Here is a 22,731-nt window from a genome sequence, read left to right as displayed (position 1 = left end):
ACGCCAGACATGGCCATGGACGTCATCTCCGTCATCCGTACCAAGCGGGACCGCGGCGAACTCAGCGACGAGCAGATCGACTGGGTCATCGACGCCTACACGCGCGGCGAGGTCGCCGACGAACAGATGTCGGCCCTCGCCATGGCCATCCTGCTCAACGGCATGAACCGCGCCGAGATCGCCCGCTGGACGGCCGCGATGATCGCCTCGGGCGAGCGCATGGACTTCTCGTCCCTGTCCCGCCCGACCGCCGACAAGCACTCCACGGGCGGCGTCGGCGACAAGATCACCCTGCCGCTGGCGCCCCTGGTGGCGGCGTGCGGCGCGGCCGTCCCGCAGCTCTCCGGCCGCGGCCTCGGCCACACCGGCGGCACGCTGGACAAGCTCGAGTCGATCCCCGGCTGGCGGGCGCTGCTGTCCAACGAGGAGATGCTGGACGTCCTCGACACCACCGGCGCGGTGATCTGCGCGGCCGGTGACGGACTGGCCCCGGCCGACAAGAAGCTGTACGCCCTGCGGGACGTCACCGGCACGGTCGAGGCGATCCCGCTGATCGCGTCCTCGATCATGTCCAAGAAGATCGCCGAGGGCACCGGCTCCCTGGTGCTGGACGTGAAGGTGGGCAGCGGTGCCTTCATGAAGACCATCGAGGACGCCCGCGAGCTGGCCTCCACGATGGTCGGCCTCGGCACCGACCACGGCGTGCGGACCGTCGCCCTGCTCACCGACATGGCGACCCCCCTCGGCCTGACCGCGGGCAACGCCCTGGAGGTCCGCGAGTCCGTCGAGGTCCTGGCCGGCGGCGGTCCGGCGGACGTGGTCGAGCTGACCCTCGCCCTGGCCCGCGAGATGCTCGACGCGGCCGGCCTGAAGGACGCCGACCCGGCGAAGGCCCTCGCCGACGGCTCCGCGATGGACGTGTGGCGCCGCATGATCGCGGCCCAGGGCGGCGACCCGGACGCCGCGCTGCCCGCGTCGAAGGAGCAGCACGTGGTGAAGGCCGCCTCCTCGGGCGTCCTGACCCGCCTGGACGCCTACGACATCGGTGTCGCCGCCTGGCGCCTCGGTGCGGGCCGCGCCCGCAAGGAGGACCCGGTGCAGGCCGCCGCGGGCGTCGAGCTGCACGCCAAGCCCGGCGACACGGTGACCGAGGGCCAGCCGCTGCTGACCCTGCACACGGACACCCCGGACCGCTTCGCGTACGCCCTCGAAGCGGTGGAGGGCTGCTACGACGTCGCGGCGCCCGGCACGGGATTCACGGCCACGCCCGTGGTGCTGGAGCGCATCGGCTGACCCGGGATCTTGCCGGAACGACGGACGGGACCCGCGCCGCGGCGCCGGTCCCGTCCGTTGTTCCCGGCCGCGCCCCGCGCCCCTCGGCGGTCCGGGTCAGCCGAGGACCGCCGCCACGCCCACCAGCACCGGGACCGACACCACCGTCGAGACCAGGATCGCGTCCCGCGCCAGCCGCTCGCCCACCCGGTAGGCCGCCGCGTACGTGTACAGGTTCTGCGCGGCGGGCAGCGCCGACGTCACCACCACGTCCAGCAGCTCGGCGCCCCGCAGCCCGAACACCTGCGAGGCGAGGACCCAGGCCACGGCCGGCTGGCCCACCGCCTTCAGCGCGACGGCGAGCAGCACCGGCCGCCGGTCCGGACCCCGCATCGGCATCGTGCTGCCGCACAGGGAGATGCCGAAGGCCAGCAGCACCGCCGGGACCGACATGTTGCCGATCAGGGTCAGCGGATCCATGACCGGGGCCGGGACCCGCAGCCCGGCCGCGGCGACCGCCACACCGGCGAGCGAGCCGACGGCGACCGGGTTGCGCAGCGGCGTCAGCAGCCGCCGCCCCAGGGTGCCCTTCGCGCCCTCGCCCGACAGGTCCAGGACCGTCACCGCCACCGGCGTCACCAGCACGAGCTGGAACAGCAGCACCGGTGCCACCAGCGAGGCGTCGCCGAGGACGTACACCGCGATCGGGATGCCGAGGTTGCCGGAGTTGACGTAACCGGAGCACAGGGCGCCGATGGTCGTGCGGCCCACGCCCCAGCGCCGGGCGGCACCCACCGCGACGAAGACCCCGGCCACCGCCAGGGTGGACAGCGCCGTCACCGCGAGGCGGCCGGAGAAGACCACCGACAGGTCCGCCCCGGCCAGCGTGGTGAACAGCAGGGCCGGCGACGCCACGTGGAAGGCGAGCCGCGTCAGGACCTCGCGCCCCTGGTCGCCGAGGTGGCCGCGCATCCCGAGCACATAGCCGACGCCGATCACCACCGCGATCACGGCGAAGCCGGTCAGCACCCCCTGCACGACGACGCCTCCCCGGGGACGAGGAGGCGGAGGGCGTCGGACGGCGCGGGATGCGGAGGTATGTGGGGCACATGCCAACCCTCCGTGGCGGGCCGTGCCGGGGTCAACGTGATCTTCGACGTGCCGCACCGATGAGTTCCACCGGGCCGCCCGGTCTACCGCACGTGGACGCCGTGACACCCGCCGTACTCGTGCTGCCGGGGCCCGTCTCCCGAGGGGAGACGCCCCGGCTCTGCGACGAGGTGCGCGCACTGCTGGACAGCACCCGCGCCGGGGTGGTCGTCTGCGACGTCGGCGGCCTGGGACCACCCGGGCTCGCCGTCGTCGACCTGCTGGCCAGGCTGCAGCTCACCGCCCGCCGGGCCGGGGGCCGGATACGCCTGCGCGACGCCGACCCGGCCCTGCACGCCCTACTGGACCTGGTCGGCCTCCGCTTCGAGACGGAGGGGCAGGTCGAAGAGCGGGAACCACCGCTTGGTGTCCAGGAAGCAGTGGAACCCGGTGATGCGGCCGTCTGAGATCTCCAGCACCTGCACCGCCCACGGGGTGAAACCGCCCGCGTCCGGGTCCGGCTTGTAGTGCGCGAAGGCCGGCAGCCCGTTGGCCTCGACCGGCACCAGCCGCGAGCCCGCGCAGGCGGCGCCCAGCGTCTCCATGAAGCCGGTGATGTCCGCCGGGCCGGCCAGCCACAGGTCGAACGGCGGCATCGTCATGACCGCGTCCTCGTGCAGCAGCGCCGTCAGCGCCTTCATGTCGTACCCCTCGAAGGCCGCGACATAGCGCTCCAGCAGCTTCTGCTGCTCCTCGTCCAGCGGGTCGGAGACCGCCGCGTCCGCGCCCCGGTCCGCCCGCTCGGCGAGCGTCGCCCGGGCCCGCTGGAGGGCGCTGTTGACCGACGCCACCGAGGTGCCGAGCAGCTCGGCGACCTCGCTCGCCCGCCACGCCAGCACCTCGCGCAGGATCAGCACCGCCCGCTGCTTGGGCGGGAGCTGCTGAAGGGCCGCCATGAAGGCGAGCCGCACCGACTCCTTGGCGACCGCCGCCTCCGCCGGGTCGGCGCTCGTGGGCAGCACGCGGGAGTCCGGCACCGGCTCCAGCCAGGTGTGGTCCGGGCGCGGCGACAGGGCGGCCTGCGCGAGGGGCGTCGAGTCCGTCAGGTCCATCGGACGCGCCCGCTTGTTGCCCGCGGTCAGCATGTCCAGGCAGACGTTGGTCGCGATGCGGTACAGCCAGGAGCGGAGGCTGGAGCGGCCCTCGAACTTGTCGTAACTGCGCCAGGCGCGGACCAGGGTGTCCTGCACCGCGTCCTCGGCCTCGAAGGAGGAACCGAGCATCCGGTAGCAGTACCCCGTCAGTTCGACCCGGTGCTTCTCCAGCGCGGAGTCCAGCTCCTGCGTCACGGTGCCGTCGGTCATCGTCCACCCACCCCTGGGCCAGTCCCGTCGTGCGCGTCTTCGCGCCTCGCACTTCGGAAGCTACCGCAGGGCACTGACAATGGCCTGCGCAGTCGGCGAAGGCGCACGTCAGCGAGTGGCGCCCAGGGCCCGCAGCGGCGCGCCCGCGCTCCGGCGCCGCGCGGCGAGCGAGCCGAGGCCGGTGATCGCCACGACGCCGAGCACCGCCAGCAGGCCCACCCCGACCGTCCCCGCCCAGCCACCGGAGTGGAAGGCCACCGCGCCGACCGTGCTGCCCGCGCTGGATCCGACGTAGTACGCGGACTGGTAGAGCGCGGACGCCTGGGCACGGCCGTGCACGGCCGTCCTGCCGACGGCCGACGACGCCACCGCGTGCCCGGCGAAGAAGCCCGCCGTGATCAGCACCAGACCCAGCAGCACCAGGGGCAGGGACGGGGCGAGGGACAGCAGCAGCCCCGCCGCCGTCGTGCCCCCGCCCAGGTACAGCGCACCGCGCCGGCCCAGGCGCCCCACCAGCCGGCCGGCCGCCGACGCCGAGACCGTGCCGACCAGGTAGACCAGGAAGATCGAGCCGATGACGCCCTGCGGCAGCGAGAACGGCGCCTCCGTCAGGCGGTATCCGATCACGGTGTAGACGCCGCCGAACACCGTCATGAACAGCGCGCCGATCGCGTACAGGCGGCGCAGCAGCGGGTCGGCGAGGTGGTCGCGGACCGTGCGGACCAGGACCCGCGGGCGCAGTGAACCGGCGGTGAAGTGCTTCGGCGCCGGCAGCAGCATGCGGAAGGCCACCGCGCACGCCACCGCGACCAGGCCGATCACGCCGACGGCGACCCGCCAGCCCCACTCCTGCGCGACCCAGCCGGTGATGACCCGGCCGCTCATCCCGCCGACGCTGTTGCCGGCCACGAACAGCCCGATCGCCGTGACCAGCGCCCGCGGCCGCACCTCCTCCGCGAGGTACGCCGTCGCCGAGGCCGGCAGCCCGGCGAGCGCCGCGCCCTGCACCGCGCGCAGCGCGACCAGCGCCGGCAGCGACGGGGCGAAGGGGACCAGCAGCCCGACGGTCACCGCGACCGCGAGCGAGGCCGTCATGACCGTACGGCGTCCGAAGCGCTCCGACAGGGCGCTCATCGGCAGCACGAACACGGCGAGACCGCCGGTCGCCGCGGCCACCGTCCAGCTCGCGTCGCCCGCCGACACCCCGAGGTCGCCGGAGATCAGCGGCAGCAGGGCCTGGGTGGAGTACAGGAGCGCGAAGGTCGCCACGCCCGCGAGGAAGAGGGCGAGACTCATCCGGCGGTAGCCGGGGCCGCCCGGGGTCATGCGCGAGTCGCCCGAGTCGGGGCCGCACGCCGCGGGCGCGGGGGAGGGGGAGGAGGCGGGGACGGAGGAGGCGGCGCCCACGGTGGTGGACGCCCCGGTATCGGCGGGAGTCATGCCGTGACGGTACGAAGCCCGGAACTCATCCGTCCAATGCATGGAATCGCCATAATCGTTCCCATGGTGCATCAGTCAAGCTCACAGGCCCGCCTGTCACCGTCCGGTGACACAGAAGACATCGTCACGCTGCTCGCGCCCCGCCTCGCGCACTTCGCCGGCGTCGCCCGCACCGAGCACGTCACCCGGGCCGCCCAGGAGATGAACGTCCCCCAGTCGACCCTCTCGCGCGCCCTCGTCCGCCTCGAAGCGGACCTGGGCGTCGACCTGTTCGTCCGCCACGGCCGCACCCTCGCCCTCACCCCCGCCGGACGCGGCTTCCTCGGCTCCGTCGAACGCGCCCTCGCCGAGATCGGACGCGCCGCCGAGGAGGTCCGCGCCGACGCCGACCCGGCCACCGGCAAGGTCGCCTTCGGCTTCCTGCACACCATGGGCGCCGAGACCGTCCCCGGCCTGCTGCACGCCTTCCGCGCCGACCACCCCCGCGTCCGCTTCAGTCTCGTCCAGAACTACGGCGAGGCCATGCTGGAACGCCTGCGCGCGGGCGAACTCGACCTCTGCCTCACCTCCCCGGTCCCGGACGCGCCCGACCTGGTCGCCCGCCGCCTCGACGAGCAGAAGCTGCGCCTCGTCGTCCCTGCCGACCACGCCCTGGCCGGCCGGCGACGCATCCGCCTCGCCGAGGCCGCCGACGAGAACTTCGTGACCCTGGAGCCCGGTTACGGCCTGCGGCGCATCACGGACGCCCTGTGCGAGGAGGCCGGTTTCCGGCCGCGGGTGGCCTTCGAGGGGGAGGAGGCGGAGACGCTGCGCGGCCTGGTCGCCGCGGGCCTCGGTGTCGCCCTGCTGCCGCCGCCCGCGGTGCCCCGCCCCGGCGTGGTCGAACTGACGGTCACGGCACCGCGTGCGGCGCGCGAGATCGGCGTGGCCTGGCTGGCGGGGCGCACGGACACACCGCCGGTGGCCGCCTTCAAGAAGTTCCTGCTGTCGCGCAGGGGCAGTCTGCTGCCGGCGTAGACCCGGCCCCGGCTACCGCCGCAGCGACTTGCCGAACCCGGCCGCCAGAGGCATCCGCAGTCCCAGCGGCGGGGGCGCGGCCAGCGCGTCCACCACCGGACGGGAGAAGGACTGCCCGAACAGCACACCCATCACGAAGTCCTCCGCCAGCGCGACGACTTCGTCCCGGTAGTGCCGCAACCCGTGCCCGTCGGAGTGCACTTCGAACCGGCACACGTCACGGTTGGCCTTCTTCGCCCGCGCCGCCAGCCGGAACGACAGCTCGGGGTCGCTGCGTCCGTCGTTGGTGCCGTGCACGATCAGCACCCGGCGCCCGGCGAGCTGCTTCACCGGTTCGGGCGTCGCCGCCACGTCCTCGTCGGGCAGCCACGGGGCGAGGGCCAGTACGGAGGTGACCGCCTCGTGCCCGGCGGCACGCAGCGCGGCCCGCCCGCCCATGCCGACACCGGCGAGGCAGACCGGGACGTCGCCGTAGCGCCGTACGGCCTCGTCGGCGGCCCAGTCGGCGTCGCGGGCGAGATGCGCCTCCGCGCCGTTCCAGCCCCGGTAGCGGTAGTGCACCACGTGCGTGGCCAGGCCCTCGTCCCGGCCCGCGCGGGCCAGCCGGCGCCCGAGCGCGCGCACGGACGCGGCCGCCAGCAGGGGGGAGGGCCTGCGGCTGGAGACCTCGTCACCGCCGGGGAGCAGCAGCACCACACCGCTCACCGCCGTCCCCTCCGGACCGAGCGTTCGCCCCAGCCGGGCCCGACGGACCGGCGTCGCTTGCTGTGCCATGACAGAACATTCTCAGAAGACCGGGTGTGCGCGACCCGTACTCGCAGTCACCGTTACATATCGGCGCCCGCGTCCACCGGTTCCGCACCGTCCCCGCCTACTCGCGCGTACCTCCTGCCGCTCTACGCGCGTAGGAGCTACAGTGCGCCAATGACGAGCCAGAACACCGCGAAGGGCGGCGCGCACAGCGCCGCGAGGACTCCGTCGCCGGACCAGATCCGCCGGGCGCCCAAGGTTCTGCTGCACGACCATCTCGACGGCGGGCTGCGCCCCGGCACGGTCGTCGACCTCGCCCGCGCCACCGGATACCGGCACCTTCCCGAGACCGACCCCGACCGGCTCGGCACCTGGTTCCGCGAGGCCGCCGACTCCGGGTCGCTCGAGCGGTACCTGGAGACCTTCTCCCACACCGTCGGCGTCATGCAGACCCGCGAGGCCCTGGTCCGGGTCGCCGCCGAGTGCGCCGAGGACCTCGCCGAGGACGGGGTCGTCTACGCCGAGGTGCGGTACGCCCCCGAGCAGCACCTGGAGGCGGGGCTGAGCCTCGAAGAGGTCGTCGAGGCCGTCAACGAGGGCTTCCGCGAGGGCGAGCGGCGGGCGCGGGAGAACGGCCACCGCGTCCGCGTCGGCGCCCTGCTCACCGCCATGCGGCACGCCGCCCGCTCCCTGGAGATCGCCGAACTCGCCAACCGCTACCGCGACCTCGGCGTCGTCGGCTTCGACATCGCGGGCGCCGAGGCCGGCTACCCGCCCACCCGGCACCTCGACGCCTTCGAGTTCCTGAAGCGGGAGAACAACCACTTCACCATCCACGCCGGCGAGGCGTTCGGGCTGCCGTCCATCTGGCAGGCCCTGCAGTGGTGCGGCGCCGACCGGCTCGGGCACGGGGTGCGGATCATCGACGACATCAAGGTCCACGAGGACGGAACGGTCGAGCTCGGCCGGCTCGCCTCCTACGTGAGGGACAAGCGGATCCCGCTCGAACTGTGCCCCAGTTCCAACCTCCAGACCGGCGCGGCCGACTCCTACGCCGGGCACCCCATCGGCCTGCTGCGCCGGCTGCACTTCCGCGTCACCGTCAACACCGACAACCGGCTGATGTCCCACACCAGCATGAGCCGGGAATTCGAGCATCTTGTCGACGCATTCGACTACACGCTCGACGACATGCAATGGTTCTCCGTCAACGCGATGAAATCGGCGTTCATTCCTTTCGATGAACGGCTGGCCATGATCAATGACGTGATCAAGCCGGGATACGCGGAACTGAAATCCGAATGGCTGTTCCAGCAGACGGCTTCCACCAGCGGTTCTTCGGGTGACTGACGACTGAGTGAGGAAAGAAGGGAAATCGGCGTGCGGGCGGATGTTCACCATCCGTCCGCATTTCGATGTTTGCGGCGGACGGTGTCGCGTGTTTACGGTCGAGAACCGCTCGAATCCCCCGTCTACTCATTTCGAGGACGCATTTTCATGAAGCAGTCTGCTGCCAAGACCCTCGGTGTCGCCGCTCTCGGTGCCGCCTTCGCCGCCGCCGGTGCCGGCGCGGCCTCCGCGGCCCCGGAGCTCCCCGACGCCGGCCAGACCGTGGGCTCCGTCGCCCGCACCCTGCCCGCCGAGAACGTCACGCAGCCGGTCACCGACCAGGTCGCGGACGGCCCGGCCCAGCCGGTCACGGAACTGGTCGGCGGACTGCCGCCGCAGGGCATGCCCACGCAGGGCTGGTCGGTGAACGGCGTGCCGCTCGGCTGAGCCGCGCCTGCCGCAACGCGCCGATGGGGCGCACCCGTTCCGGGTGCGCCCCATCGGTGTCATCAGGGGAAGCGCGTCCACCGGGCGCCGGACGCCGCCCGTCCAGGCCCGTCACCAGGCCGTGCGGGCCGCCTTCTCCTCCGACGGCAGGAGGATCCACAGTGCCAGGTAGAGCAGGAACTGCGGGCCCGGGAGCAGGCAGGAGACCGCGAAGATCACCCGCATCGTGGAGGCGGAGGTGCCGAAGCGCCGGGCCAGCGCGGCGCACACTCCGCCGATCATGCGGCCGTGGGTGGGGCGGGCGAGGCGGGACATCGCGGCTCCTTCGTGAGCGTGTGGCGGGGACTGCCCTCCGGCTGCCCCCTCATCTGCCCTCCACGCTACGGAGACGAACGGAACAAAGCGTCGCTCTACGGGGCGATGCCGACCCTGGGAATCGTCGGGGTCCGACCCTGAGCGGCCTCCTGGGGAACGTCCCCCGCCGACTCCGGGCCGGCCCCGCGACGGAGCCTGGCCCGGCCCGCGGGGACGACCGCGAGGTGGGCGAGGGCCACCCCCAGGGTGTTCAGCAGCACCGAGTCGACGTCCACGACCTGGCCCGGCACCCCGGTCTGCAGCAGCTCGATGCCCAGCGACAGCAGGGCGCCCGCGGCCATGGTGCGCAGCAGGGACACCGTCGGCGACACGGCCAGCCGCCCGTTCACCACCGGCAGCAGCACGCCCAGCGGCGCGAGCAGCGCGAGCGACCCGCCCAGCGCGCGGGCCGCCGCCGGCCAGCCCAGCGCCAGGTCGGCCCGGATCCCCGCGAACGGATGCACGTTGGCCGGCAGCACCCAGGGCACGTCCAGCGGACGCAGGGTGTACCAGGCGACGAACGCGAGGTGTGCGACGAGGAGGACACCTCCCGTCACACGGATGCGGAGCGCGGCGCTGCCGCCGATGAACCCTTGACGCTGCACGCCCCCCTAGACGCGGCCTCCGGGGCGCGTGGTTCCGGCGCCTCATACGCAAGGGTGAGGCTTGCGCCACATGGCCCACGGGCGCCCGGACCTCAGCCGCCGGTGACCTCCCGCGACGGCGGTTCGTTGCTGCCGGGCCGGGCACGGACCTCGTCCGTGCACGTGTAACGGCGCGGCGCCCGGTCGTCGGGCCCGGCAAGGATCACGGAACCGTCGCCCTCGGCCGCGGCCGACGCGGCGAAGGTGCAGACCACCTGCGCGAGCGCGTACGAGGTGAGGTCCCCGGGCGCGGTGCCCAGCCGCAGCGTGTCCTCCGGGTCGCCGCGGCGCGGCCCCTTCACGGTGATGCCGCCGCGTACGTCGGTGGTGTACCCGGCCTCCTTCTCCGCGGCCGGCGGCTGCTTCGCGAGCTGGTCCAGCAGCCCCTGGGCGACCAGCACCCGCCGCGCGGAGTCCGCCGTGCCGTCCGGGACGCGCACCGACCGGTCCACGGTCACCAGGGACGACCCGCACAGCAGGAACACCTGCACCGGCAGACCGGGCGCGGCCTGCACCGACACGTCCGGCTCGGCGAGCGAGCAGCGCACCCGCGAGGGCGCGGGGCCGTAGTCCGTGGGCACCTCCGTGGCGCGGATGCCGCATCCGGCGAGCAGCGCGGCCAGCACGGGGAGCGCCAGCAGGCGGCGTACGGTCATCAGGCCTGTCCCTTCGCGTCCTTGCCCTGGCCCCGGCCCTGCTCGCGGCCCGCGTCCCCGCTCCCGCCGTCCGCCGCCGTGCCCTCGGCGCCCTGGGCGTCCTCCTCGGCCGGGACCGACGCGTCCTGCGGCAGCCGCAGCGTGAACACCGCGCCGCCCTCCGGATGGTTCTCCGCGGTGATCTCGCCGCCGTGGATGTGCGCGTTCTCCAGGGCGATGGACAGGCCGAGCCCGCTGCCCTCGGAGCGCGGCCGGGAGGCGCTCGCCTTGTAGAAGCGGTCGAAGACGTGCGGCAGGACGTCCTCCGGGATGCCGGGGCCGTGATCGCGCACCGCGATGACGACCTCGTGGTCCGCCCGCGTCACCGACACCCGCACCGGCGACCCGCCGTGCTTGAGGGCGTTGCCGATCAGGTTGGCCAGGATGACGTCCAGGCGGCGCGGGTCGAGGCGGGCGTGGATGCCGCGCTCGGCGTCCAGGTCGACGGCGTCCAGCCAGGCACGGGCGTCGATGCAGGCGGTGATCTGGTCGGCGACGTCGACGTCGTCCAGGACCAGCCGGGCGGTGCCCGCGTCGAAGCGGGTGACCTCCATCAGGTTCTCCACGAGGTCGTTCAGCCGCCGCGTCTCGCTCACCACCAGCCGTACGGCCGGTTCGATCATCGGGTCGATGCCGCCGCCCTCGAACTCCAGCTCGTCCTCCAGCACCTCCGTGACGGCGGTGATGGCCGTCAGCGGCGTCCGCAGCTCATGGCTCATGTCCGCCACGAAGCGCCGTGAGGCCTGCTCCCGGTCGGCCATGTCCGCGACCCGCTTCTCCAGGGCCTCGGCGGCACTGTTGAACGTCCGGGACAGATCCGCCAGTTCGTCGGTGCCGGACACGCGCAGCCGGGTGTCCAGCCTGCCCTCGCCGAGCCGCCGCGCCGCGGTGCCGAGCCGGTGCACCGGCTTGAGCACGGTCGTCGCCGCCGCCTGCGCGAGCAGCGCCGAGCCGAGCAGCGCGAGCCCCGTCGCGATCCCCAGCGACCAGGCCAGCGAGTTCAGGTCCTTGGCCTCGGGCTCCAGCGACTTGCGCATGTATCCGGTCGGCCCGCCGCCGTTCACCCGCGACCCGGCCACCAGATAGGGGGTGCCGTCGTCGACGACCCGCTGCCAGTACAGGTGGTACGGGTGCTTGTTGGCCGAGGTGACCTTCTGCTCCCGGTTCACCGCGACGCGCAGCGACTCGGGTACGTCGGCCAGCGAGAAGCCCCCGAGGCCGCCCGAACTGCCGTACACGGGAGCCCCGTCGGCGTCGGCGGCGACGAGCAGCACGGCGAACTGCTGGCTGCTGTTGGCCATCTGGCCGGCGGTGTGCTGCAACTCGTCCTGCGTGGGCCGCGCGGGCAGCGCGCCCGCCCGGTTCTGCATCTCCTGCTCGAAGCCGCGCAGCACGGCGTCCTGGGTACGGGTGAGCACCGCCTCGCGGTTCAGCCAGTACGCGATGCCGGACGCGGACACGGCCGCGGTGAGCGCGACGAGGCCGAAGACGACGACCAGCCGAAGGCGCAGGCTGGTGAAGCGCAGCCGTGACCAGACTCCCTTGCGCGTCGCGGCCCAGCCGCGCGAACCCCCCTGGTGTTCCTGTGTCACTGAGGCGGATCCAGCCGGTAGCCGACACCCCGCACGGTACGGATCAGGGTCGGGGAGGACGGCACGTCCTCCACCTTGGCGCGCAGCCGCTGCACACAGGCGTCCACGAGCCGGGAGTCGCCCAGGTAGTCGTGCTCCCACACCAGGCGCAGCAACTGCTGGCGGGACAGGGCCTGCCCCGGGCGCCGGCTCAGTTCCAGGAGGAGCCGCAGCTCGGTCGGCGTGAGCTGGAGGTCCTCGCCGTTCTTGGTCACGGTCATCGCGGAACGGTCGATGACCAGGCTGCCGAAGCTCGCCGAGTCGCTGGACTCGCGCTCGCCGCGCCGCAGCACGGCCCGGATCCGGGCGTCCAGCACCCGGCCCTGCACGGGCTTGACGACATAGTCGTCGGCGCCCGACTCCAGGCCGACGACCACGTCGATGTCGTCGTTGCGCGCGGTCAGCAGGATGATCGGCAACTGGTCGGTGCGCCGGATGCGCCGGCACACCTCGAATCCGTCGATGCCGGGCAGCATGACGTCCAGCACGATCAGATCGGGCCGCTGCTCGCGCAGCAGCTTCAGACCGTCCTCACCGCTGGCAGCGGTCGCCACGCGGTGTCCCTGGCGCGTCAGAGAGAGCTCCAGGGCCGTCCGGATGGCGTCGTCGTCCTCGATCAGCAACAGGGAAGGCACAGGCTCATTCTGGCCCATGGAGGGGGCCGGGTTCGACCCGCGGGCCAGGATGGGGTCCTCACCCGCCGACGGGCCCTGTGAAGGATCTGTGGCGCAACCGTGGCCGACCCCTGTGACAGGTCTGTGACAGTCGGCGGACACGGCCATGAAGTCGCCGCGGCAAGCTTTTCGGCACAGGCAACACCGCACGTCGCACGAGGCCCCGCCGCACGCGGAACATCGCGGGACGGCGCGGCACAGCAGTCCGAACACCGGAAGTCCACGACGGGGGGCGCGAGATGAACACGCTGAAGGGCACCAGCACCAGCGCAGTGGTCACGCGTCTGCACGACGTGCACGCACACCGGGGTTCCGAGAAGTCCGGTGCCGTGAGCGGGCGGGGGTGCGCTCGCGGCACCGGGCGTCAGCACACCGCCTACATGACGGTGATCGACGCCCGCACGGGGGACACGGGCGGCCGGGGGGAGACGCACGGGGGAGCGACGTACGGGGAGGTCCCGGGGGAGCGCCGCTCGCTGTCGGAGGCGGAGTTCACCGCCTACGTCCAGGAGCGCCGCGCCTCCCTGTACGCCACCGCCTACCACCTCACCGGGGACCGCTTCGAGGCCGAGGACCTGCTGCAGAGCGCGCTGTTCTCGACCTACCGGGCGTGGGACCGGATCAGCGACAAGGCGGCCGTCGGCGGATACCTCCGCCGCACCATGACCAACCTGCACATCAGCGCCTGGCGGCGCCGCAAGCTCAACGAGTACCCGACCGAGGAACTGCCGGAGACGCCCGGCGACACGGACGCCATGCGCGGCACGGAACTGCGCACGGTCCTGTGGCAGGCGCTGGCCCGGCTGCCCGAACTCCAGCGCACCATGCTGGTCCTGCGCTACTACGAGGGCCGCACGGACCCGGAGATCGCGGACATCCTCGGCATCAGCGTCGGCACGGTGAAGTCCAGCATCTGGCGCTCGCTGCGCCGGCTGCGCGACGACGAGGTCCTCAGCTTCGGCCGTGACCGGGAGGACGCCTTCGGCGAACTCGTCGCCTGAGGTCCCGGGGGCTCGGGGGGGTCCCCGGAAAAAAACCGGAGCCCGGGGTGTATCAGCGGGGGAGTACCGGGCTCTTACTCACGGGGAAGCACCACGGGGGACCGACGGGGGGACAACGGGGGACGGGGGAGAACGGGGGAACGGGGAACACGGGGGAGCAACAAGGAAGCGGGACTGGAGGGCCGGGGGGTCCGTCCAGTCCCGTTCTCTTTGCCCGTGCGCGTCCGCCCGTCACACCGCCGTACGTGTCGAGCGCGCCGTGGCGCACCGGCCCGCCGCCGCGGCGGCCAGCCGGCCCATCGCCTCGTCCCGGTCGCAGGCGTGGGCGCCCAGGGCCGTCTGCCGGGCGATGATCGCCCGCTCCTGCCGCATCAGCCGCCAGCCGCGGCGCAGCAGGAACGGCACGGACTTGCGGCCTTCCTTGAGATCCCGCAGGAAGCGCCGGCGGAAGGTCGTCAGCGGTCCCCGGCTCAGGCACAACGCGTCCGCCAGCACGCCCAGTTCACGGCAGCGCTCGACGATCTCCGCGGCGAAGATGCCCTCCGCGAGGAAGAGCGGGGTGCGCCCGATGTCGACCGCGTCCTCGCCGGTACGGGCGCTGAGCGCGATGTCGTAGACGGGCACGCGCGTACGGCCCGTGCGGCACAGCTCGGTGATCGCGGCGACGGCGGTGTCCGCGTCCCACGAGCCGGGGTGGTCCCAGTCGATGTCGGAACTCCCGGCCACCAGCGGCAGCGTCGGGTCGGTGCCCTCCTTGTAGAAGTCGTCGAGCCGCAGCACCGGAAGACCGGAGCGGGCGGCGAGGAGGGACTTGCCGGAGCCGGAGGGGCCGCAGAGCAGCACGACTCGCGTCGGTATGGGCGGATGGGAGGTCACGGGACACCAGTGTGGGGCATCGGACGGCCGCCGTACGAGCCCGCGTACCGGCTTTGCAGCGCGCGTCACACCTCGGGCGCGCCGCGTGGCGGACCGGTCACCCTCCGCGCCGTCGGCAGGGCGGCCGACGGCGGGCGGCGGCGCCGCATCCGTTCGGTGGAGTCGCCCGGCGGAGAGCCGCGCCCCACCCGGACGGAGGTCGGGCGCGGCTCTCCTGTGCGAGGGGGCTCAGTAGGACGAGCCCGAGGCGCCCAGCGCGCCCGTGGGGTGCCAGACCGTCTTGGTCTCCAGGAACGCGGTCATGCGCTCCGTGCCCGGCATCGCCGACCAGTCGTCCACAGGCTGTGGACGCAGGACCCGCTTGAGGTTGTCCGCCGCGGCGGTCTCCAGCTCCTTCGCCAGCGCCTCGTCGGCGCCCGCGAGGTCGATGGCGTTGACGTCCTGGTGCGCGGCCAGCGGCGCCGCGATCTCCGCCGTGCGGCCGGACAGGATGTTGACCACGCCGCCGGGCAGGTCGGAGGTGGCCAGCACCTCGCCGAGGGAGAGGGCCGGGAGCGGGAAGCGCTCGCTCGTGATCACGACCGCCGTGTTGCCGGTGGCGATCACCGGGGCGACGACCGAGACCAGGCCCAGGAACGACGACTCCTGCGGGGCGAGGACCGCGACCACGCCGGTCGGCTCCGGCGACGACAGGTTGAAGAACGGGCCCGCGACCGGGTTGCCGCCGCCGACCACCTGGGCGATCTTGTCGGTCCAGCCCGCGTACCAGACCCAGCGGTCGATCGCCGCGTCCACCTGCGCGGCGGCCTTGGCCCGGGACAGGCCCTCGGCCTCGGCCACCTCGCGGACGTACTGGTCGCGGCGGCCCTCCAGCATCTCGGCGACGCGGTAGAGGATCTGGCCGCGGTTGTACGCCGTCGCGCCGGACCAGCCGCCGAACGCCTTGCGCGCGGCGACGACCGCGTCACGGGCGTCCTTGCGGCTGGACTTCGGAGCGTTCGCCAGCCAGTTGCCCTTCGAGTCCGTCACCTCGTACACCCGGCCGCTCTCGGAACGCGGGAACTTCCCGCCGACGTACAGCTTGTAGGTCTTGAAGACGCTGAGTCGGTTCTGGTCAGACATCGAGGTACGCCTCCAGGCCGTGGCGGCCGCCCTCGCGGCCGAAGCCCGACTCCTTGTAACCGCCGAACGGCGAGGTCGGGTCGAACTTGTTGAACGTGTTGGACCAGATCACGCCCGCGCGGAGCTTGTTCGCCACCGCCAGGATGCGCGAACCCTTCTCCGTCCAGATGCCCGCCGACAGGCCGTACGGGGTGTTGTTGGCCTTGGCCACGGCCTCGTCCGGGGTGCGGAAGGTGAGGACCGACAGGACGGGGCCGAAGATCTCGTCGCGGGCGACGGTGTGCGCCTGGGTGACGTTCGTGAAGAGCGTCGGGGCGAACCAGTAGCCGTTCTGGGGGAGTTCGCAGGCCGGGGACCAGCGCTCGGCGCCCTCCGCCTCGCCCCGGTCGGCCAGCGCGGTGATCCGGGCGAGCTGCTCGGCGGAGTTGATCGCGCCGATGTCGGTGTTCTTGTCCAGCGGGTCGCCGAGGCGCAGCGTGGACAGGCGCCGCTTGAGGGAGTCCAGCAGCTCGTCGTGGACCGACTCCTGGACGAGGAGGCGCGAGCCCGCGCAGCACACCTGGCCCTGGTTGAAGAAGATCCCGTCGACGATGCCCTCGACGGCCTGGTCGATCGGGGCGTCGTCGAAGACGATGTTGGCGCCCTTGCCGCCCAGCTCCAGCGTCAGCTTCTTGCGGGTGCCCGCGACCGTGCGCGCGATCTCCTTGCCGACGGCCGTGGAACCGGTGAAGGCGACCTTGTTCACGTCGGGGTGGGCGATCAGCGCGGCGCCGGTGCGGCCGTCGCCGGTGACGATGTTGACGACGCCCCTGGGCAGCCCGGCCCGGCGGCAGACGTCCGCGAAGAACAGCGCGGACAGGGGGGTCGTCTCGGCGGGCTTCAGGACGACCGTGTTGCCCGTCGCCAGCGCCGGGGCGATCTTCCACGCCAGCATCAGGAGGGGGAAGTTCCACGGGATGACCTGGCCCGCGACGCCCAGCGGCCTCGGGTCCGCGCCGAAACCGGCGTGGCCGAGCTTGTCGGCCCAGCCCGCGTAGTAGAAGAAGTGCGCGGCGACCAGGGGCAGGTCCGCGTCGCGGGTCTCCCTGATCGGCTTGCCGTTGTCCAGCGTCTCCAGGACGGCCAGCTCGCGGCTGCGCTCCTGGATGATCCGCGCGATGCGGAACAGGTACTTGGCGCGCTCGGAGCCGGGGAGCGCCGACCACTTCTCGAAGGCCTTCCGGGCCGCCCCGACGGCGCGGTCGACGTCCGCCTCGCCGGCCTCGGCGACCTCGGAGAGGACCTCCTCGGTGCTGGGGCTGACGGTCTTGAAGACCTTGCCGTCGGCCGCCTCGGTGAACTCGCCGTCGATGAACAGGCCGTACGACGGGGCGATGTCGACGACGGCGCGGGACTCGGGCGCCGGCGCGTACTCGAATGCAGATGCCATGGTGATCAGTCCACCGTCACGTAGTCGGGGCCGGAGTAGCGGCCGGTGGCCAGCTTCTGACGCTGCATCAGCAGGTCGTTCAGCAGCGAGGAGGCGCCGAAGCGGAACCAGTGGTTGTCCAGCCAGTCCTCGCCCGCGGTCTCGTTGACCAGGACCAGGAACTTGACGGCGTCCTTCGCGGTGCGGATGCCGCCGGCCGGCTTCACGCCGACCTGGACGCCCGTCTGCGCGCGGAAGTCGCGGACCGCCTCCAGCATCAGCAGCGTGTTGGCCGGGGTCGCGTTGACCGCGACCTTGCCTGTGGACGTCTTGATGAAGTCGGCGCCGGCCAGCATGCCGAGCCAGCTCGCGCGGCGGATGTTGTCGTACGTCGACAGCTCGCCGGTCTCGAAGATGACCTTGAGGCGGGCGGAGGTGCCGCACGCCTCCTTCACGGCGACGATCTCGTCGTACACCTTCATGTAGTTCCCGGCGAGGAACGCGCCGCGGTCGATGACCATGTCGACCTCGTCCGCGCCCGCCGCGACGGCCTCGCGCACGTCGGCCAGCTTGACCGCCAGCGAGGCGCGGCCCGCCGGGAACGCGGTGGCCACCGAGGCGACCTTGACGTCCGAGCCGGCGACGGCCGCCTTGGCGGCGGGCACCATGTCGGGATAGACGCAGACGGCCGCGGTCGACGGGGTCGCGCGGTCCGTCGGGTCCGGGTGGACCGCCTTGGCGCCGAGCGCCCGGACCTTGCCCGGGGTGTCCGCGCCTTCCAGCGTCGTCAGGTCGACCATCGAGATGGCGAGGTCGAGCGCGTACGCCTTCGCGGTGGTCTTGATGGAACGGGTGCCGAGAGAGGCGGCACGCGCCTCCAGGCCGACCGCGTCGACGCCGGGCAGCCCGTGGAGGAAGCGGCGCAGCGTGCTGTCGGACGCGGTGACGTCCGTGAGTCCGTGGGCGGACGCAGCGGATGCAGCGGGTGCAGCGGATGCAGAGGTGGGCATGGTCACCAGCCGAGCATATCTACGCGCGTAGCGGCTGTACAGCCCCCGTCGGCCGGCTCCACGGGGAACCGTCCCCGGGCCGTCGGGCGGCACCTTGCGGAAGCGCCGCCGGGGCCGTCGGGCACAATCGGCGGCATGACGACCCCGGAGTCCCAGTCACCACCGCCGCAGCCCTCGGTACCCGAGTCCAAGGACCGGGTCTACCGGTCGCCCGCGGGCCTCGCCGGCGGCGTCCTGCTGCTCGCCCTCATCGCCTGGCTCGGCATCGACGCCGTGGTCGGGGGCGAGGGGAGCACCCCGTGGAAGGCGCTGGCCGCGATGCTGTTCCTCGTGCCGCTCGTCGTCGCCTACACCGTGCGGCCCGCCGTCTTCGCCAACGAGGAGCGGCTGCGCGTCCGCAACCCCTTCCGCGTCGTCACGCTGCCCTGGGACCGGGTCGACTCGCTGCGCTCCGGCTACTCCAACGAGGTCTTCGACGAGGCCGGCACCAAGTACCAGCTCTGGGCCATCCCCGTCTCGCTGCGCGCCCGCAAGAAGGCCGCGCGGCGGGAGGACCGGCGCCTGGCCGGGGACACCCGCGCCCGCGGGGGCCGGACGGGCGGCGGACGGGGCGCCGGGGCCGCGGAAGTGCCGGACGGGCCCGTGCGGGCCGAGAGCGACCGGATGATGGACGAGCTGCGTGAGCTGCTGGAGAGCCGGGAGCTGCGGGCGGGGGCGAAGGGCGAGAAGACCGACACGGCGCCCGGCGAGGTCGTCGTGCGCTGGGCCTACGAGGTCGTCGTGCCCGCGGTGGCCGGGGCCGTGCTGCTGGGCGTGCTGCTCGGCCTGGGGTGAACCGTCGGGGGCTGCCGGCGGGGACCTCGGCCGGCGGGGTGGGGCCTGGCGCGTGCGCCGACCGGCCCGGGTGGTGGCCGGGTGTCCGGCGGCCTCGCTGTTCGCCGTGGTCGGCCGGGGTGTGTTGCTGACTTGCGGTGCGGGGTGCGCGGACGTCAGTCCGAGGAAGGCTTCGGTGGCTGCCCGTGGCTGCCCGTGGCTGCCCGTGGCCGCCCGCCAGGTGCCGGGGCGGCTGTTCGCGGCGTTGGGGTACCGGGTGTGGTCCGGTCGCCGGACGTGGGGGCTTCGGCTGCCGTGGCCGCCGGGTGCGGGATGTGTTTCCTACGGTGCCGCGGGCCAGACCAGGAGCATGTACGCGCCGCAGTACGCCGAGGTCAGCACCGCCGCCGCCAGGGCGAGCGCCCGGTGGCGGGCCGAGGCCCGGGACAGGTGCAGGGCCAGGGGGAGCAGCAGGGGAAAGGCCGGCAGCAGGAAGCGGGCCCGGGGGAAGTAGACCCCGCCGCTGCACAGGACGATCACCAGCAGGACGCCCGTGAAGACGAGCAGCGGCAGCGGCTGGCGGTCCGACACCGACAGGCCGAACAGCACCACCGACGCGATCAGCGTGAGCGTCACCATCACCAGGAACAGCGGCGGCGTCGGTTCGCTCCACAGCAGCCAGCGCAACTGGTGCAGGGTCCGCAGACCGCCGTCCAGATCGTTGTGCCACAGGCGCTGTACGGCGAAGTAGCCGTCCCAGCGGCCGAGGCGCAGGCCCACCCAGCCGACGTAGCCGCACCAGCCGAGCGGTGCGAGCAGTGCCGCGGCGAGGAGACGGGGGTGCGGCTCGCGGCGGCGGACCACGTGCGCCAGGGCCGTGAGGGTGACCGCCGCCGCCACCGCCACGCCGGTCGGGCGGGTCAGGCCCGCCAGGACCGCGCAGGCGGCCGCCCACAGCCAGCGCCCGCTGAGCACCGCGTACAGCGACCAGGCCGCGCACGCCGTGAACAGCGACTCCGTGTAGCCCATCCACTGCACCACGCCGACCGGGAACGCCGCCCACAGCGTGGTGAGCAGGACGCCCGCCCGCCGGCCGTACAGACGGTCGCCCACCGCGAAGATCCCCCACGCCGCGACCAGTGACGCCGCGACCGCGACGCCGAGGCCCGTGGAGGCGCGGCTGCCCGGGGTGAGGACGGCCACCGCCTTCACCAGGACCGGGTAGAGCGGGAAGAAGGCCAGGTTGTTGGCGTTGAGGTCGGTGCCCAGCTCGTCGGTGTAGCCGTGCTCGGCGATGCCGAGGTACCAGTCGGAGTCCCACTGCGCGGCCAGGTTCACCCAGAGGTCCTGGTGCCGGCGCGGGGCCCAGACGGCGAGGACGAGCAGGGACGTGCCGCGGACGGCGAGGTAGGCGCCGAGGGCCGGGGCCGCGCGGTGGGCCGCCCGCAGGAGGCGCCGGGTGCGGGTGTCCGTGGACGCGCGGGTCCTCGGGGACGGGGCGGTGGCTCGGCGGGAGTGGGGGCGCCGGGTGGCCGGGATGTGGCCGCTCGGGGTCGTTCCGGAGGCGGTCGAGGACACGGTGGCGGCTCCCTGACGGCTCTCGGGCGGGCGTTCCGGTCCACCGTTGCCCGGAGGGCGGTCGGGAGTGCGCAGGGCGGGTCAACGGGTGGGGGGAAATCACCCGATGGGGTGCCCCCGGGTGGGGGCACCCCTGTGTGCTGCAGGGCGCTGCGCTGTGCCGCGGCGCTGTGCGGTGCGGTGCTCGTGGTGCGCGTGGTGCCCGTGCTGCGGTGGGCGGGGCGCGCCGGGTGCGGTGGCGGGTGCCGGTGCGGTCAGATGCCCGCCGCCGCCGAGAGGTCCCGCTTGAGCGCCGCCAGCAGGTCCGCCGCCTTCGCGCGGGCCTCGGGGAGGTCGGCGTGCGCCGCGACCGGGACCACGACCTCCAGGTAGCACTTCAGCTTGGGCTCCGTACCGCTCGGGCGGACGATCACCCGGGCGCCGTCGAGCGTGTAGCGCAGGCCGTCGGTGGGCGGGAGCGTCTCCGTGCCCCGGGTCAGGTCCTCGGCCTTCGACACCGGCAGGCCCGCGAGGAGGACCGGCGGCCGCTCGCGCAGGCGCCGCATCGCGGCCGCGATCACCGACAGGTCCTCCACGCGGACCGAGAGCTGGTCCGTGGCGTGCAGGCCGTGCTCCACGGCGAGGTCGTCGAGCAGGTCGAGCAGCGTGCGGTCCTGCTCCTTGAGCGTCGAGGCCAGCTCCGTGATCAGGAGCGCCGCGGTGATGCCGTCCTTGTCGCGGACGCCCTCCGGGTCGACGCAGTAGCCGAGGGCCTCCTCGTAGCCGTAGCGGATGTCCTCCACGCGGGCGATCCACTTGAAGCCGGTGAGCGTCTCCTCGTACGGCAGGCCCGCCTTCTCGGCGATACGGCCGAGGAGGGAGGAGGAGACGATCGACTCCGCGAACGTGCCGCGCGCCCCGCGGGACACCAGGTGGGCGGCGAGGAGCGCGCCGACCTCGTCACCGCGCAGCATGCGCCAGTCGCCGCCGTCGGGGACCGCCACGGCGCAGCGGTCGGCGTCCGGGTCGTTGGCGATGACCAGGTCGGGGTGCGTGTCGCGGGCCTTGGCGAAGGCGAGGTCCATCGCGCCGGGCTCTTCCGGGTTGGGGAAGGCGACGGTCGGGAAGTCGGGGTCGGGGTCGGCCTGCTCGGCGACGAGGGCGGGCTCCGGGAAGCCGGCGCGGGCGAAGGCGGCCAGGAGGGTGTCCTTGCCGACGCCGTGCATCGCCGTGTAGACGGTGCGGGCGGTGCGGGGGGAGTCCTTGGCGAGGACCGCGTCCGTGCGGGCCAGGTAGGCGTCCAGGACGGAGTCGTCCAGGGTCCGCCAGCCGGTGGTGGGGCGGGGGACGTCGTTCAGGGAGCGTACGGCGTCGATCTCCGCGGCGATGCCGGCGTCGGCGGGGGGCACGATCTGGGAGCCGTCGCCGAGGTACACCTTGTAGCCGTTGTCCCGGGGCGGGTTGTGGCTGGCGGTGACCTCCACGCCCGCGACCGCGCCGAGGTGGCGGATGGCGAAGGCGAGGACCGGGGTGGGGAGGGGGCGGGGGAGGACGGCGGCCCTGAGGCCGGCGCCGGTCATCACCGCGGCGGTGTCGCGGGCGAAGTCCTCCGACTTGTGGCGGGCGTCGTAGCCGACGACGACGAGGCCGTCGGTGTGGCCCTGCTTCTTCAGGTACGCGGCGAGGCCGGCTGCGGCGCGGATCACCACCGAGCGGTTCATGCGCATCGGGCCGGCGCCGAGTTCGCCGCGCAGGCCCGCGGTGCCGAACTGGAGGGTGCCGGAGAAGCGTGCGGTGAGCTCGGCGTGGTCCTCGGCGTCGATGAGCTCGGCGAGTTCCGCGCGGGTGTCCGCGTCGGGGTCCTCGGCCAGCCATGCCCTGGCCTGTGCGAGGAGGTCGTCTTGCACGTCGGTCAGCCTCTCGTGTGGTCGGTCGTCGTGGTGGGGGTGCCTGCGGGTGCCTGCGGCGCTTGGGCGGGGGTGCTGCGGCGGCCTGTGCGGCTCCGGTGGGTGTGCGGGTGCCTGCGGCGCTTGAGCGGCTCCGGTGGGGGTGCGGGGTGCCTGCGGCGCCTGTGCGGGTTCGGTGGGGGTGCGCGTAGCGCGTTCGGTGGTCTTGTGGGTCGGGGCCGGGTCGGGGGGTGTCCGTCCTCGGAACGGCGCGGAATCGGTTTCTTACCAACGTGCCCGTGTTGACGCGCCAACCGCTGCGGGCGGACACCCCCCGACCCGTCCCCTTCCC

At 73.4% G+C, this 22,731-nt stretch carries 22 protein-coding genes; 7 read left to right on the top strand and 15 right to left on the bottom strand.

The annotated features are described in order from the left end of the window. Positions 1–15: 15 nt before the first annotated feature. Positions 16–1,293, top strand: coding sequence for a thymidine phosphorylase (locus tag ACH499_RS16275; RefSeq protein ID WP_399016432.1), 1,278 nt, complete (start codon positions 16–18; stop codon positions 1,291–1,293). A 96-nt stretch (positions 1,294–1,389) separates the two neighbouring features. Here the strand turns inward: ACH499_RS16275 and ACH499_RS16270 are convergent, their stop codons facing one another. Continuing rightward, a complete protein-coding gene (locus tag ACH499_RS16270) occupies positions 1,390–2,310 on the bottom strand; it encodes an AEC family transporter (RefSeq protein WP_399016356.1) in 921 nt (306 codons plus the stop codon). A 131-nt stretch (positions 2,311–2,441) separates the two neighbouring features. Here ACH499_RS16270 and ACH499_RS16265 point away from each other — a divergent pair, with 131 nt between their 5' ends. Continuing rightward, on the top strand, positions 2,442–2,828 hold the full coding sequence (locus tag ACH499_RS16265) for an STAS domain-containing protein (protein WP_399016354.1): 387 nt from the start codon (positions 2,442–2,444) through the stop codon (positions 2,826–2,828). On the opposite strand, the gene ACH499_RS16260 is transcribed toward ACH499_RS16265, so the two are convergent. Next, positions 2,721–3,725, bottom strand: coding sequence for a sigma-70 family RNA polymerase sigma factor (locus ACH499_RS16260; RefSeq protein WP_399016352.1), 1,005 nt, complete (start codon positions 3,723–3,725; stop codon positions 2,721–2,723). The two genes, ACH499_RS16265 and ACH499_RS16260, sit on opposite strands and share 108 nt — an antisense overlap. Positions 3,726–3,833: 108 nt before the next feature. Further along, positions 3,834–5,165 carry an MFS transporter gene (locus ACH499_RS16255; RefSeq protein WP_399016350.1) on the bottom strand — a complete coding sequence of 444 codons (1,332 nt, stop codon included), beginning with the start codon at positions 5,163–5,165 and terminating at the stop codon, positions 3,834–3,836. A gap of 63 nt (positions 5,166–5,228) precedes the next feature. On the opposite strand from ACH499_RS16255, the gene ACH499_RS16250 reads away from it, so the two are divergent. Then, the gene (locus ACH499_RS16250) at positions 5,229–6,182 is read left to right on the top strand and encodes a LysR family transcriptional regulator (protein WP_399016348.1); all 954 of its coding nucleotides are present in this window, start codon (positions 5,229–5,231) and stop codon (positions 6,180–6,182) included. A gap of 12 nt (positions 6,183–6,194) precedes the next feature. On the opposite strand, the gene ACH499_RS16245 is transcribed toward ACH499_RS16250, so the two are convergent. Next, the gene (locus tag ACH499_RS16245; protein WP_356198142.1) at positions 6,195–6,956 is read right to left on the bottom strand and encodes an alpha/beta hydrolase; all 762 of its coding nucleotides are present in this window, start codon (positions 6,954–6,956) and stop codon (positions 6,195–6,197) included. A gap of 150 nt (positions 6,957–7,106) precedes the next feature. On the opposite strand from ACH499_RS16245, the gene ACH499_RS16240 reads away from it, so the two are divergent. Both ACH499_RS16240 and ACH499_RS16235 read left to right on the top strand, forming a co-directional pair. Continuing rightward, the gene (locus ACH499_RS16240) at positions 7,107–8,282 is read left to right on the top strand and encodes an adenosine deaminase (protein ID WP_399016346.1); all 1,176 of its coding nucleotides are present in this window, start codon (positions 7,107–7,109) and stop codon (positions 8,280–8,282) included. Positions 8,283–8,429: 147 nt separating this feature from the next. Beyond that, the gene (locus tag ACH499_RS16235; protein WP_356198146.1) at positions 8,430–8,708 is read left to right on the top strand and encodes an ATP-binding protein; all 279 of its coding nucleotides are present in this window, start codon (positions 8,430–8,432) and stop codon (positions 8,706–8,708) included. Positions 8,709–8,819: 111 nt separating this feature from the next. Here ACH499_RS16235 and ACH499_RS16230 read toward each other — a convergent pair whose 3' ends face one another. The 5 genes from ACH499_RS16230 to afsQ1 all read right to left on the bottom strand — a co-directional run bounded on the left by ACH499_RS16230 (position 8,820) and on the right by afsQ1 (position 12,667). Next, positions 8,820–9,023 (bottom strand): PspC domain-containing protein, encoded by a 204-nt coding sequence (locus ACH499_RS16230; RefSeq protein ID WP_356198147.1) that lies wholly within the window; start codon positions 9,021–9,023, stop codon positions 8,820–8,822. A gap of 95 nt (positions 9,024–9,118) precedes the next feature. Beyond that, positions 9,119–9,667 carry a VanZ family protein gene (locus ACH499_RS16225; protein WP_356198149.1) on the bottom strand — a complete coding sequence of 183 codons (549 nt, stop codon included), beginning with the start codon at positions 9,665–9,667 and terminating at the stop codon, positions 9,119–9,121. A gap of 92 nt (positions 9,668–9,759) precedes the next feature. Beyond that, the gene (locus ACH499_RS16220) at positions 9,760–10,362 is read right to left on the bottom strand and encodes a hypothetical protein (protein WP_399016343.1); all 603 of its coding nucleotides are present in this window, start codon (positions 10,360–10,362) and stop codon (positions 9,760–9,762) included. After that, positions 10,362–11,993 (bottom strand): HAMP domain-containing sensor histidine kinase, encoded by a 1,632-nt coding sequence (locus tag ACH499_RS16215; RefSeq protein WP_356198153.1) that lies wholly within the window; start codon positions 11,991–11,993, stop codon positions 10,362–10,364. The genes ACH499_RS16220 and ACH499_RS16215 overlap by 1 nt, the downstream gene beginning before the upstream one ends. Continuing rightward, positions 11,990–12,667 carry a two-component system response regulator AfsQ1 gene (gene afsQ1 / locus ACH499_RS16210; protein WP_029394402.1) on the bottom strand — a complete coding sequence of 226 codons (678 nt, stop codon included), beginning with the start codon at positions 12,665–12,667 and terminating at the stop codon, positions 11,990–11,992. Before afsQ1 ends, ACH499_RS16215 begins: the two co-directional genes overlap by 4 nt. 278 nt (positions 12,668–12,945) lie before the next feature. On the opposite strand from afsQ1, the gene ACH499_RS16205 reads away from it, so the two are divergent. Beyond that, positions 12,946–13,707, top strand: a complete 762-nt coding sequence (locus ACH499_RS16205) for a SigE family RNA polymerase sigma factor (RefSeq protein ID WP_399016341.1) — start codon at positions 12,946–12,948, stop codon at positions 13,705–13,707. 231 nt (positions 13,708–13,938) lie between these two features. Here the strand turns inward: ACH499_RS16205 and ACH499_RS16200 are convergent, their stop codons facing one another. From ACH499_RS16200 to deoC, 4 genes are all read right to left on the bottom strand, one after another. Further along, positions 13,939–14,652, bottom strand: a complete 714-nt coding sequence (locus ACH499_RS16200) for a uridine kinase (protein WP_399016339.1) — start codon at positions 14,650–14,652, stop codon at positions 13,939–13,941. A 159-nt stretch (positions 14,653–14,811) separates the two neighbouring features. Further along, positions 14,812–15,705, bottom strand: coding sequence for an aldehyde dehydrogenase family protein (locus ACH499_RS16195; RefSeq protein ID WP_356198156.1), 894 nt, complete (start codon positions 15,703–15,705; stop codon positions 14,812–14,814). Then, positions 15,698–17,134, bottom strand: a complete 1,437-nt coding sequence (locus ACH499_RS16190) for an aldehyde dehydrogenase family protein (RefSeq protein WP_399016337.1) — start codon at positions 17,132–17,134, stop codon at positions 15,698–15,700. The genes ACH499_RS16195 and ACH499_RS16190 overlap by 8 nt, the downstream gene beginning before the upstream one ends. A 5-nt stretch (positions 17,135–17,139) precedes the next feature. Next, a complete protein-coding gene (gene deoC, locus ACH499_RS16185) occupies positions 17,140–18,123 on the bottom strand; it encodes a deoxyribose-phosphate aldolase (protein WP_356198181.1) in 984 nt (327 codons plus the stop codon). 135 nt (positions 18,124–18,258) lie between these two features. On the opposite strand from deoC, the gene ACH499_RS16180 reads away from it, so the two are divergent. Continuing rightward, entirely contained in the window at positions 18,259–18,957 is a 699-nt protein-coding gene (locus tag ACH499_RS16180) for a PH domain-containing protein (RefSeq protein WP_356198159.1), read from the top strand. Positions 18,958–19,278: 321 nt separating this feature from the next. Here ACH499_RS16180 and ACH499_RS16175 read toward each other — a convergent pair whose 3' ends face one another. Together ACH499_RS16175 and ACH499_RS16170 are read right to left on the bottom strand one after the other, a co-directional pair. After that, a complete protein-coding gene (locus ACH499_RS16175) occupies positions 19,279–20,514 on the bottom strand; it encodes a hypothetical protein (protein ID WP_399016334.1) in 1,236 nt (411 codons plus the stop codon). Between the two features lie 254 nt (positions 20,515–20,768). Further along, positions 20,769–22,400, bottom strand: a complete 1,632-nt coding sequence (locus tag ACH499_RS16170) for a phospho-sugar mutase (RefSeq protein WP_399016332.1) — start codon at positions 22,398–22,400, stop codon at positions 20,769–20,771. Between the last annotated feature and the right edge of the window lie 331 nt (positions 22,401–22,731).

The organism is Streptomyces sp. NPDC018947, assembly GCF_044390505.1.
Classification (GTDB): Bacteria; Actinomycetota; Actinomycetes; order Streptomycetales; family Streptomycetaceae; genus Streptomyces.
This window is presented reverse-complemented; position numbering and strand designations above follow the sequence as displayed.